Consider the following 11900-nt stretch of genomic DNA (forward strand, 5'->3'; position numbering starts at 1 on the left):
CCTCCCCAAACCCCCGGCGAAACTGCTTCGCACGATTTGCAACGCAAGCGGGATCTGCGCTCAGAGCAAACCTTCATCCGAAGGCTTCGTCACAGGAACTATCAGCGTCGGGTCGTTGTTGGCGACCCTGCCAACCCTGGCCGAAACCGGGACGGCCTGCATATGCGGCCAGGGGTCGGGCCGGCAGGCCTCCAACAACCGTTCGGCAGGTGCCTCCGGATCCAGCCAGGTATCGGAATCGTGCTCGCCCAGGATGACCGGCATGCGGGAATGGATCGGGGCCATCAGCTCATTGGGGCCGGTGGTCAGGACCGCGCAGGAATAGAGTCCCGCGCCCTGTTGCAGCGACCAGATGGCGGCGAAGGCGAACGGGTGTCCGTCCCGGCGACAGATCCAGTAGGGCTGTTTGACGCCACCGCGGCGCCGCCACTCGTAGAAGCCGTCCGCGAGCACCAGTCCGCGGCTGCGCGCAAACGCACGCCGGAACATCGGTTTCTCGGCAACGGTTTCGCTGCGGGCGTTGAATATCGGCTTGCCGAGCGGATCGCCGCGGCGCTGCCAGGGGGCGATGAGTCCCCAGCGCATCAACTGCGGCTCCAGCGCTAGTCCCGGCGCAGTCAGCGTTAGGACGCTGTTGGTCGGGGCGACGTTGTACGACGGCGAGAACAGATCGCGCACCGTAAGCGGGTCGAACCCGAACTGCTCGGCCAGGCGATCAAGGTCGGAGAAAAGGCCGAATCGACCGCACATGCAGATTCCATTTCATCCCTTTTGAAGCCGGACCGCATTCTCGGCGACGGTCTCCGCGCGCGGCCCGACTAGGGTCGACCCGGCCGCGGACGGTCTGGCGCAATGCAAAATTCTGGCGCCCACCAGAAGCCGGAGCGCCAGCGCGATGTCCACCGAGCCCATGAACCTGCTGATCCTGATGTCGGACGAGCACACCCGGCGCATGACCGGATGCTACGGGCACGACATCGTTCAGACTCCCAACCTGGACGCGCTGGCGGCGCGGGGAGTGCGATTTGACCGCGCTTATGTCAACTGCCCGATCTGCGTCCCGTCGCGGGCCAATTTCATGACCGGCCAGTACGTTCATAGCAGCGGGCACTGGGACAACGCCCATGCCTGGAAAGGCGAACCCGAGGGCTGGAGCCACCGCCTCACCGACCAGGGGCACGTTGCCACCACCATCGGTAAGCTGCACTTCCACGACGTATCCGACCCCAACGGCCTGACCGAATCGCGGGTGGCGATGAACATCTTCAAGGGGCGCGGCGATTACTTTTCCAGCATGCGTTGGCGCCGACTCAAGGGCAAGGTCTCGCACTCCGCGGATTCGACGATGGAAGCCGGGCCGGGCGAGAGCCACTACACCCGATTCGATCGGGCCGCCACCGCCGAAGCGTGCTCCTGGCTGGCTAACGAATCGCAGGGGCACGACAAGCCCTGGTGCCTGATGGTCTCGCTGCTTTGCCCGCACCCGCCGCTGATCGCGCCGCAGGAGTTTTACGACATGTACCCCTTGGACGGGGTGGACATGCCGATCGCCTGGTCGCCGGAGCAGTGGCCCGACCACCCCTACTGGAACGAAGCCCGGCCCTGGCGGCTCCCCTTCGACGGCGACGAGTACTACACCGAGGCCCAGGTCCGCCGGGCGATCGCCGCCTACTACGGGATCACCACCTTCATGGACTACAACTTCGGCCTGGTCCTGGCCGCGCTGGAGGAATCCGGTCAGGCGGAGAACACCCGCATCATCTACACCTCCGATCACGGCGAGATGCTGGGCGGGTTCGGACTCTGGGGCAAGATGTGCATGTACGAGGACTCGGTCGGAACCCCGCTGATAATCGCCGGCCCCGACATACCCCAGGGCGAGACCCAACAGACCATCGTGAGCTGGGCCGATGTCTTCCCAACCGTCCTGGAAGGCGTCGGCGCCTCGCCGGAGGCCGGAGATGACGCGCTCCCCGGTGATTCGCTATGGCCGCTGACCAAGGGCGAAACCGACCTGGAACGGGTCGCGTTTTCCGAGTATCACGCCGCCCGCAGCCCTACCGGGAACTTCATGATCTGCGACCAGCGCTACAAGTACGTGTACTACGCCGCCGGGTATCCGCCGCAGCTGTTCGACCTCCAGGAGGACCCGCAGGAGCTGAACGACCTGCACGCCAGCCCGGCGCACGCCGCGATCCGCGATCGGCTCCACGCCCAACTGCTCCAAATCTGCGACCCCGAAGCGGTCAACAAGCAGGCGTTCGCAGACCAACGTGCGCTTATCGACGGCTACGGCGGCGAGGAGCACGTGGCCGCCGAAGGTCCGCTGATCGGGGCGACCCCTACCCCGGTCGAGTTCTACGAGGACGGGATCCAGCGCTAGACCTCCGCAGCGGCCTCCGATTGCCGGCGGCCCCCTGCGGCGACGTCAAACTGTTGGCGGGATTATTTCCGCGCGCCGCACAATTGCCGCGGCCGCGCGGGTCGCCAGACGATCGCACCCGAAAGGCGTTGCCGTGGAGCCAATGAACCTGTTGATCATCATGTCGGACGAACACACGCGCCGCATGACCGGCTGCTACGGGCACCCGCAGGTCAAGACCCCCAACCTGGACCGGCTGGCCGCCGACGGGGTGCGCTTCGATAACGCCTACTGCAATTTCCCGATCTGCGTGCCCTCGCGCGCCAACTTTCTCACCGGGCGCTATTGCCATGAGACAGGGCACTGGGACAACGCCCATCCCTACGTGGGCCACGAAGCTCCCAGCTGGGGGCACCGCCTGGCCGCCAACGGAAACCAGGTCACATCGATCGGAAAACTCCACTACCGCGCAGATGAGGACGACAACGGCATCGCCGAAAAACGGGTCTCGATGAACGTCCGGGACGGCATCGGCGATGTGCGTGGTTCGATCCGCTGGAACATGCCCCCCAGCCAAGCCCCCGCGTTCGACGTGCTGCAGGCCCACGCTGGCGATTCCGAATACATCCGCTTCGATACCGCGGTCGCCGACGAGACCGTGCGCTGGCTGGGCGACGATGCCACGTCGTACGATCGGCCCTGGGTGCTGTTCGCCTCGGTCGTCACCCCGCATTTCCCGTTCATTTGCCCGCAGCGGCACTGGGACCTCTACGACGTCGACGAAGTCGAAATGCCGCTCTCCCACGAGAGCTATCCCGACCATCCCTACTGGAACAGGGTCCGCCCGCTGCGGATGAGTCCGCCCGACGGTTCGGACCGGCTGCCCGACGAGGCGGTCCGCCGCGGGATTACCGCCTATTGGGGCTTGATCTCATTCATGGACGAACAGGTCGGCCGCATATTGGACGCGGTCGATGCCAACGGCTGGCGCGAGAACACCCGCATCATCTACACGTCGGACCACGGCGAGATGGCGGGCAGTTTCGGGCTGTGGGGCAAGAGCTCGCACTACGAGGATGCCGTCGGAGTCCCGTTCATCATGTCGGGCCCCGACCTGCCGGCCGGCGAAACGCGCAGCGCCAACGTCTCGTTCATCGACTTTTTCCCGACAGTGCTGGATGCGGTGGGAGCCCCGGCCGCGGCCGAAGATTCCGACCTGCCGGGCACCTCGCTGTGGCCGGTAGCGCGCGGCGAGAGCGATCCGCAGCGGACCGTCTTCGCCGAGTACCACGCCAGCGGGGCCATCTGCGGCTCCTACATGGTCCGCGACCAGCGCTACAAATACGTGCACTATGCCGACCCGCAGTTTCCGGCACAGCTCTTCGACCTGGACAACGACCCGCGCGAACTCTGCGACTTGGGTTCCGATCCGAGCCACGCCGGCGTCCGTGCGCGCCTGCATCTCGAACTACTGGACATCTGCGATCCGGCGGAGGTGAACTCGCGCGCGTTTGCCGACCAGCGTGCGCTCGTTGAGCGAAACGGGGGCGAGGAGCACATCGTCGCCAACTACGTCAAGATTCCCTACACCCCGGCGCCCGCAGCGTTCGGTCCGGAAAAAGAACCCTTCCAATAGCCCGGGGCGGCGGCCGGAATCCCGCACCGCCGAAGCCTGCCTAAATATCGGACAGTGGCCGCTTGGGTCGACGGCCGCGCGCCGCCCGAGCGGTTCAGCGTACCGGGACGTAGCCCCCGAGCGCGCCCCGCTTGGAAAGAACCAGCTGCCAGAGGTGAATGTTGCGGGCCCGGAATCCGCCGGCGCAGGAGAGCAGGTAGTACCGCCACATCCGGTAGAAGCGTTCCCCGTACTTGTCCTTCAGGGCGTCCCAATTGGAATCGAACTTGGCCATCCAGGCGTTCAATGTCTTGTCGTAATCGGGCCCGAAGTTGTGCCAGTCCTCGACAACGAATCGGCTCTCCAGGGCCTCGCCCAGGTTCTTGATCGAAGGCAGCGCTCCGTTGGGAAAGATGTACTTGTCTATCCAGGGGTCCACGACCGGCGAGGTCCGATTGGCGCCGATGCTGTGGAGCAGGAAGAAACCTTCGTCTTTTAGGCAGCGGCGGGCTACGTCGAAGTAGATCGGGTAGTTCTTCACCCCGACGTGTTCGAACATCCCCATCGAAACCACGTGGTCGAAGCTTCCACGGAGATCGCGATAGTCCTGCAGCCGAAACTCTACCGGCAGCCCCTCGCAGCGCTGGCGGCCCAGCTCGACCTGGTTCTCGGACACCGTCACGCCGGTGCACCGGGCGCCGTACTCTGCGGCGGCGAACTGCATGAACGCCCCCCAGCCGCAGCCGATGTCGAGCACGTGCTGGCCGCTCTGGAGCCCGATCTTGCGGCAGATCAGGTCCAGCTTGGCCGTCTGCGAGTCGTCGAGATTGTCGGCCCGGGCCCAGTACCCGCAGCTGCCGGTTATGCGGGTGTCGAAGGTGGCCTCGAAGACATCGTTGCCCAGGTCGTAGTGCTCGCGGCCCACGATCCAGGCGCGGGCCTTGGACTGGCGGTTCAGCAGCACCCCGGAGAGCCGGTAGGCGATCGTCTTCAGGTTCTTGGGGACCGACTGGTCGATCCGGTGCCGCAGGATGCGGGCGATGAACTCATCGAGTTGCTCGCAGTCCCACCAGCCGTCCATGTACGATTCGCCCAGCGCCAGCGAACCGTGCCGGAAGATGCGCCGGTACAGCCGCGGATCGTTTACCTGGATGTCCCAGGGGTTGGGTCCGTTGATCTCGATTCCGCCCACCGCCAGCATGCGGGCGGTCTCGGCCTGCATCGGGGCGGTCGCCACTAGTAGTCCAGGCGCTGGCGGCTGATCACCTTTTCCTCGTCGATCTCGAGTCCCAGCCCGGGATCGTCGGTGGGCGAAATGTAACCGTTGACCGGCTTGGTCGGGTTTTTCCAGAAGAACTGGGTGAACTCGTTCCACTGCACCAGGTATTCGATGTACGGGGCGTCGGTGGGCGACACCGCGGCCGTCAGATGAGCGTTGATGGGAACCGAGCCGCCGTGCGGAATCAGCGGTACGCCGTAGGCCGAACAGAGTGCGAATATCTTCATCATCTCCGAGACCCCGCCGGCCCAGATCGTATCGGCCTGGTAGAGGTCGACCGCCTTGGCCTCCAGGTATTCGCGCGCGCCCCAGCGGGTGTATTCGTGCTCGCCGCCCGAGACTGGGGTCGCCGAGCGGCGGCGCACCTCGGCCTGGCCCGGAATGTCGTCGGCCTTGACCACCTCCTCGATCCAGCGCACGCGGTGCTCGGCCAGGCGGTTGCCCATGTCGATCGCGTAGCGCACGTCCCAGGAACTCCAGGCGTCGATCATGATCTCGACGTCGTCGCCGACCGCCGACCGCAGCGCGCCGGCCAGCTCCACGTTCTTGCGCGCGCCCGGTTCGCCTTCCATCGGTCCGTTGCGGACGAACCATTTGGTGGCGGTGAATCCCTGGTCGACGAATCCCTTGGCGACCCGCGCGGCATCCTCGAGTTCGATCGAAAACCCCAGCGCCGAAGCATAGGCCGGGAAGGATTTTCGGACGGGCCCGCCCAGCAGCCGATAGAGCGGCAGACCGGCTGCTTTTCCGCGGATGTCCCAGAGGGCCGAATCGACCGCGGCGACGGCGAACATCGCCTCGCCTTTGCGACCGTGAATCAGGTACCGGTACATCTTGTCCCAAGCGCGCTCGGTCGCCAGCGGATCCTCTCCGCGGAGCAGGTCCAATAGCTGCTTGCGCACGAAGAAAGCCTCGTTGACCGAGCAGGGACCGGCCAGTCCGCTGATGCCGACGTCGGTTTCGACGTGGCAGATGACCGTCGTCACGTCGACCGTGCCGTCGTCATTTGCCTCGAATCGGTCCTGCGACATCGCCGCCGCGCTTTCGGCACGGTGCTCGGGGTAAACGTCAATCGGGCGAATCAGCCGCTCTTCAAACATTGGGTACTCGGGCGCCAGCCGGCCGTAGAGTTTTTCGAACCAGATGTCGGTTATTTGCATCAGTGAAATTGCCTCGGGAATCCGAACGCGGGGCGGATCGCTCAACGTTGCCGCGCCCATTATCGGTGCCAGCTGGGCATGCTTCGGACTTCTGCCGCAACCCGCGCATACCGAAAAAAGGTGGTTGAAACTCTTTGCATGACCAAAAGATTGCACGTCATCTTGGATGAAGTGGAGTTTCGCGAGACTCAGCGCATTGCGCGCCGCCATCGCGTGACCGTGTCCGAATGGGTCCGCCGTGCCCTGCGGCAAGCGCGCCGCGATTCACTCGCATCCGTCGACGCCAAGCTCGCGGCAATCGCCGCTGCGACGCGGCATCAGTACCCGACATCCGACATTGACCAAATGCTGGACGAAATCGACGCGGGACGCGATTCGAACTGATATTCATCGGTTCCAACGTTCCGACGATTCTGGTCGGAGCTTCCCACCCAATCAAGGAACGGGCCGCGATGCTGCCGGGTCGATTGGCCGCGGAAGGAGAAATATTCGCGCCCGATGTCGAGGTTTATCAGGAAATCCTGCATCGATACGCAGCATTGAATCGCGCCGACGCCAATGAACCCGCGTCACCCTTCTGGACGCAATCGCCGACGAAGTATTCGCACTCGAACTGGCCCAGCTCCCCGGCGCCCAAAAGTTGATCGGGTCGATTCGCGGCGTTTCAGCGCGCGACGCGGTCTTTGCCGCGATCACGCGGTCGGGTTGGTTTTTTGGAGATCTTCCGCTTCGACCGGAGATTTGACCGGTATCCCGGGATTTCCCGAATCAGCTGACTAGCGACGGCCCGAAGCCGGATTATTCGTCCGGCAACCGGAACTTATCGGATTTGCTGCTCGCGGACCGGTCGAGGTGAAGATTAGTGAGGAGATCGATCCATTCGTCTCCCGGCCACCGTTCGCACCTGCAAAGGCAAACCATGCGCGCCATCATGGTCATGTTTGACTCGCTCAACCGGCATTTCCTGCCCAACTACGGCTGCGACTGGACGCACGCACCCAATTTCCGGCGGCTTGGCGAACGCACGGTCACATTCGACCAGGCCTGGGTCGGGAGCATGCCCTGCATGCCGGCTCGCCGCGAGCTCCACACCGGCCGTTACAACTTCCTGCACCGCGCCTGGGGTCCGCTCGAGCCGTTCGACGATTCGGCCCCGGAAATCATGAAGGAATCGGGCACCTACTGCCACTTCACAACCGACCACCAGCACTACTTCGAAGATGGCGGCTCAACCTTTCACGCCCGCTACAACACCTGGTCTTTTCACCGCGGTCACGAGGGTGACGCCTGGAAAGGCGAGGTCGCCGACCCCGAATTGCCCAAGGGCCTCACGCTTGACCAACGAGCCGGCTACACCTGGCGCCAGGACTGGGTCAACCGCAAATACCTGAAAGAGCAGGACCAGCTGCCCCAGGCCAAAACGTTTGCCGACGGCATCGAATTCTTGCGAACCAATCGTGATGCGGACAACTGGTTCTTGCAGATTGAAACCTTCGATCCGCACGAGCCCTTTTACACCCTCGATGAATACAAGGACCTGTACCCGCACGAGTACGACGGGCCGCATTTTGACTGGCCGAGTTACGGCCGCGTCACCGAGCCCGACCACATGGTTCAGCACATGCGCTACGAATACGCCGCCACTCTTTCGATGTGCGACCACTACTTGGGGCAAATACTCGACGAGATGGACCGGCAGCAGATGTGGGAGGACACGATGCTGATCGTGACCACCGACCACGGCTTCCTGCTTGGCGAACATGGCTGGTGGGCCAAGATGGTGCAGCCGTTCTACAACGAGGTTGCCCGCATTCCGTTCTTTGTCTGGGACCCGCGGTCGGGACGGCGCGGCGTACGCAACCAGAACCTGGTTCAGAACATCGACGTACCGGCCACCCTGCTGGAGTACTTCGGGATCGAACGCCCGCCCGATATGCAGGGAATCCCGTTGCGCGAAACGGTGGCCGACGGCTCGCCGACGCGGGAGGGGATCCTCTTTGGAATGTTCGGGGCGCACGTTAACTACACCGACGGGCGATACGTCTACATGCGCGGTCCGGTTGACCGCGAAATCGGCTACGAGCTCAACCACTACACCCTGATGGCCACCCACATGCGCAACCGCATGCCGGTATCCGAACTGCAGGATGTAAGACTGGCCGAGCCGTTCTCCTTCACCAAGGGAGTGCGGACCGCCAAGATCTCGGCCCTCTCGCCCGAAGCCAGATACCTTTCCTGGCCGATCGATATGAGCACCCATCTATTCGACCTGCACAACGACCCGGGCCAGGAAAACGAGATCAGCAACGCGCAACTGGAGGCCGACCTCGGCCGCAAAGTAGCCGCGCTGATGAAGGCCAACGACGCCCCGCCGGAGCAATTCGACCGCGTGGGATTGAGTTAGACGGCCGGCGTTGGCCCGAGGCTCCCACGACGTCTGACTGACCGCAGGAGCAAGATGATCAATCCAATTGGAGGGAACCCATGACCCAGGTAGAACTGATAGTCGACGCACGCGCCGGCACCGGGGAGGGTCCGGTCTGGGACGAACGCACCCGCAAGCTGGTCTGGGTTGACATCCCCGGCTGCGCCGTGCACCACTACGACCCCGACACCGGCGCCGACCTGGCGATCGACCTTGGCGACCGGATGCCGGGTTGCATTCTGATCCGCGACTCGGGCGGGTACGCGGTCGGGACCCAGCACGGGTTCTTCGGAATGTCCGACTCGAACATCCTGACCGAGATCTGCGCGATCGAGGCCGACGATCCGGTAACGCGCATGAACGATGGGAAGTGCGACCGGGCCGGTCGGATCTGGGCCGGCACGATGGCCCACGCCGAGAACGCCCCCGGGGCGGGCAAGTTCTACCGAATCGACCCCGACCACTCGGTCACCACCATCCTGGACAGCGTGACCATTTCCAACGGCACCGACTGGAGTCTTGACAACTCGCTGATGTACTACATCGACACGCCGACCCAGAACATCGACGTGTTCGACTTCGATTTCGAGAGCGGGGTCGCCACCAACCGGCGGCCGCTGGTCCAGGTCGAAGAGGGAATGTGGCCGGACGGGATGACGGTGGACGTCGAGGGCAACCTCTGGCTGGCCCTCTACGGGGGCAGCGCGGTCCGCTGCTACTCGCCCGCGGGCAGCCTTATGGAGGTGATCGAGATGCCAGCCAGCCAGATCACGTCGGTCGCGTTCGGCGGCGACGATTACATGGATCTCTACATCACCAGTTCAGCCAAGAACCTCTCGCCGGCCGAACTCGATGCCGAGACCGGCCCCGGCGGACTATTCGTCTGTCGACCCGGCGTCAAAGGCCGACCGGCGGCAACTTTCGCCGGTTAGGGCAATCGGCGATTGCCCGTGCGGAATAGCCGCCCGGCGTCCCCGGCCGGTTAAGTTCAGCCGGCCAGGTCGGCCCAATCGGCGGCGGAAAACGCCGGCATGGTCTGCGTCGTCAGCAACCCCTTCTGGGCGTACTCGAGCATCGCCGCGGCGCACTCGCCGTTGCCCGGGAAGTCGAGCACCAGAACGATGTCCAGGGCGCCCATGGTCAGGTATGCGTCGACGACGCTGCCACCGTGGCTCTCGCACACAGCCGTGATCTGCGGGGTGCCCTCGGCGATAGTCTTCTGGTCGATGGCGTCGGTGAATTTTGCAAGGACAACGTATCGTTGCATGGATAAGAACCTTTTTTGCAAGCCGGGCTGGACGCTGATGTCGAACAAGCATACGGCGATCTCGCAGGAAGGGCCCTGAATTGGACGCCTGGTTCGCCGGACTGTTGGCAGGTTTTTTGGCTACCGTGATGATGACGGTTGTCTCCACCTACGATCCCCACCAGACAACCCGCCTGTCAGCGATGATCCTGGGCAAGACCCTGGGGGCCGACTACAACACGCTGGCCATGACGATCCTGGGGATCGTCCTCCACTTTGGCTATGGATCAACCGTCGGGGCGCTGGCCGCGTTCGTCGCCGTCGACGTGGCCGGCATCACCAGCTGGCTGTGGGTGTGGGGCGTTGGCCTGGCGGTCGTTCTGGTGTTTCTGAAGATGGCGATCTGGCACCCGGTTTCGGGACTGCGCGAGGAGCTCTCGAAATTGAGCGAGAAGACCCGCGAACGGGTCCTAAAGCTCGGCATTCCCGCCCACGCCCTCTACGGGGCTTGTCTAGGAGCCCTGGTGGAGATTTGGGTGACCCCCTAGCGCGGACCGTCTCCTTAAACTCGCGGCGATGGAACGCGACAAATTCCGCAGACTGGTGGACGAAGCCCTCGATTCGCTGCCTGACAGGCTCCGCGCCCGCATCGCAAACCTCGAGATCGTGGTTGAAAGCCGCCCGACCGCGGAAGACCTGGAACAGGCCGGGCTCGAGCGGGACGACGTCCTGCTCGGCCTGTACCACGGGATCCCGCTGCCCGACCGCAGCGACGGCTACAGCTTCGCGCTGCCGGACAAGATCAGCATCTACCAGGATCCGATCGAGTCCATTTGCGCCGACGACGACGAGGTGCGCGAGGAAGTACGGATCACGGTTCTGCACGAGATCGGCCACTATTTCGGGATAGGCGAAGAACGGCTAGGCGAACTGGGAGTGGGCTGACCGGTTAGGGCGGCGGCCGATTGTTCGCCGCCGCGGGCACCAATTTCCGGCCCATCCGCCGCGTTGGCATTCGCCGGTCGATCAGTTCCGGGCCGAGTTCGCTTTCAGGACGGCGCCACGCTCAGTTCGGCGACGATCAGGGCGGCGGCCCCGTGTCCGCCGCCGGAGCTTGATTCGGGCACTTCGGCGCTGGCCTCAGCAGCGACCGGCTGGCCTTCCCGCACGTATTCGCCGTGGGCATTGCCGTTAAGCGTGACCCTGACGTGGCGCGTCCCCGGCTCCAGCGCGGAGAGATGCAGCCAGGGCCCGTAGGCGCGGGCGCGCTTGACCCCGTCGACGTACACGTGCGCGTGACCCTCGCCGGCAACGTGCTCCCGGCCCGCGCCTTCGGGGGACCACTTGAATCCGATGGTGGAAATCTGCAGGTTCAGGCCGTCCACCGAATCGGGAGTAAGCGTGATCGCAACGCTCATTTCCGACGGCGCCGGCACCGCCCCGCCGTGGCTCATCGCGCCCGCCTCCATCGCGGCCCCGGAATCTCGATCACCGGCCATCGCGGCCGGGCCGGCGGAAATCAGGTGCAATTCCACATCGAACTGGCCCACATAGGTCGTATCCAGTTCGATCCGGGCCGGTTCGCCGGCCCGCACCGCGACCACGTCGGGGAGGCCGTGGGCATGCAGCGTGGCGTCGGCGTCGGAATCGATCAGCAAGGTGACGGCGTCGCCCTGCCGGGCGGAGATCGACCCCGCCCCGCCCACGATCGCCCCATTCTGGACGACTATTTCGACTACCTGCTCCACCGGTTCGTTGGCGCAAGCGGCCAGCAGCGCCGCCACGATCAATACGGCGGCGGCTGCGCGGCCAA

General features: G+C 64.4%; 12 protein-coding genes. 7 read left to right on the plus strand and 5 right to left on the minus strand.

What is annotated here, in order from left to right:
• Positions 1 to 60 precede the first annotated feature (60 nt).
• Entirely contained in the window at positions 61 to 750 is a 690-nt protein-coding gene (locus F4X41_01250) for an SOS response-associated peptidase (protein MYB15653.1), read from the minus strand.
• Positions 751 to 895: 145 nt separating this feature from the next.
• Here F4X41_01250 and F4X41_01255 point away from each other — a divergent pair, with 145 nt between their 5' ends.
• Together F4X41_01255 and F4X41_01260 are read left to right on the plus strand one after the other, a co-directional pair.
• Positions 896 to 2383 carry a sulfatase-like hydrolase/transferase gene (locus F4X41_01255; GenBank protein ID MYB15654.1) on the plus strand — a complete coding sequence of 496 codons (1488 nt, stop codon included), beginning with the start codon at positions 896 to 898 and terminating at the stop codon, positions 2381 to 2383.
• Positions 2384 to 2525: 142 nt separating this feature from the next.
• Positions 2526 to 3998 carry a sulfatase-like hydrolase/transferase gene (locus tag F4X41_01260; GenBank protein ID MYB15655.1) on the plus strand — a complete coding sequence of 491 codons (1473 nt, stop codon included), beginning with the start codon at positions 2526 to 2528 and terminating at the stop codon, positions 3996 to 3998.
• A 94-nt stretch (positions 3999 to 4092) separates the two neighbouring features.
• Here F4X41_01260 and F4X41_01265 read toward each other — a convergent pair whose 3' ends face one another.
• Positions 4093 to 5199 carry a cyclopropane fatty acyl phospholipid synthase gene (locus F4X41_01265; GenBank protein ID MYB15656.1) on the minus strand — a complete coding sequence of 369 codons (1107 nt, stop codon included), beginning with the start codon at positions 5197 to 5199 and terminating at the stop codon, positions 4093 to 4095.
• Positions 5200 to 5213: 14 nt separating this feature from the next.
• Complete coding sequence (locus F4X41_01270) at positions 5214 to 6626, minus strand: mandelate racemase/muconate lactonizing protein (protein ID MYB15657.1); 1413 nt, start codon at positions 6624 to 6626, stop codon at positions 5214 to 5216.
• Here F4X41_01270 and F4X41_01275 point away from each other — a divergent pair.
• The 3 genes from F4X41_01275 (at position 6555) to F4X41_01285 (ending at position 9773) form a co-directional block, all read left to right on the plus strand.
• Positions 6555 to 6800, plus strand: a complete 246-nt coding sequence (locus F4X41_01275; protein MYB15658.1) for an antitoxin — start codon at positions 6555 to 6557, stop codon at positions 6798 to 6800. The genes F4X41_01270 and F4X41_01275 overlap by 72 nt on opposite strands.
• 535 nt (positions 6801 to 7335) lie before the next feature.
• Complete coding sequence (locus F4X41_01280) at positions 7336 to 8820, plus strand: sulfatase (protein ID MYB15659.1); 1485 nt, start codon at positions 7336 to 7338, stop codon at positions 8818 to 8820.
• An 80-nt stretch (positions 8821 to 8900) separates the two neighbouring features.
• Positions 8901 to 9773 carry an SMP-30/gluconolactonase/LRE family protein gene (locus F4X41_01285; GenBank protein ID MYB15660.1) on the plus strand — a complete coding sequence of 291 codons (873 nt, stop codon included), beginning with the start codon at positions 8901 to 8903 and terminating at the stop codon, positions 9771 to 9773.
• Between the two features lie 56 nt (positions 9774 to 9829).
• Here the strand turns inward: F4X41_01285 and F4X41_01290 are convergent, their stop codons facing one another.
• On the minus strand, positions 9830 to 10108 hold the full coding sequence (locus F4X41_01290) for a GYD domain-containing protein (GenBank protein MYB15661.1): 279 nt from the start codon (positions 10106 to 10108) through the stop codon (positions 9830 to 9832).
• Positions 10109 to 10188: 80 nt separating this feature from the next.
• Between F4X41_01290 and F4X41_01295 the strand changes: the two genes are divergently transcribed.
• Complete coding sequence (locus F4X41_01295) at positions 10189 to 10635, plus strand: hypothetical protein (protein ID MYB15662.1); 447 nt, start codon at positions 10189 to 10191, stop codon at positions 10633 to 10635.
• Between the two features lie 28 nt (positions 10636 to 10663).
• Entirely contained in the window at positions 10664 to 11032 is a 369-nt protein-coding gene (locus F4X41_01300; GenBank protein MYB15663.1) for a metallopeptidase family protein, read from the plus strand.
• Positions 11033 to 11136: 104 nt separating this feature from the next.
• Here F4X41_01300 and F4X41_01305 read toward each other — a convergent pair whose 3' ends face one another.
• Positions 11137 to 11871, minus strand: coding sequence for a hypothetical protein (locus F4X41_01305; protein ID MYB15664.1), 735 nt, complete (start codon positions 11869 to 11871; stop codon positions 11137 to 11139).
• Positions 11872 to 11900: the final 29 nt, after the last annotated feature.

The organism is Chloroflexota bacterium, from assembly GCA_009840625.1.
Lineage (GTDB): Bacteria > Chloroflexota > UBA11872 > UBA11872 > VXNJ01 > VXNJ01.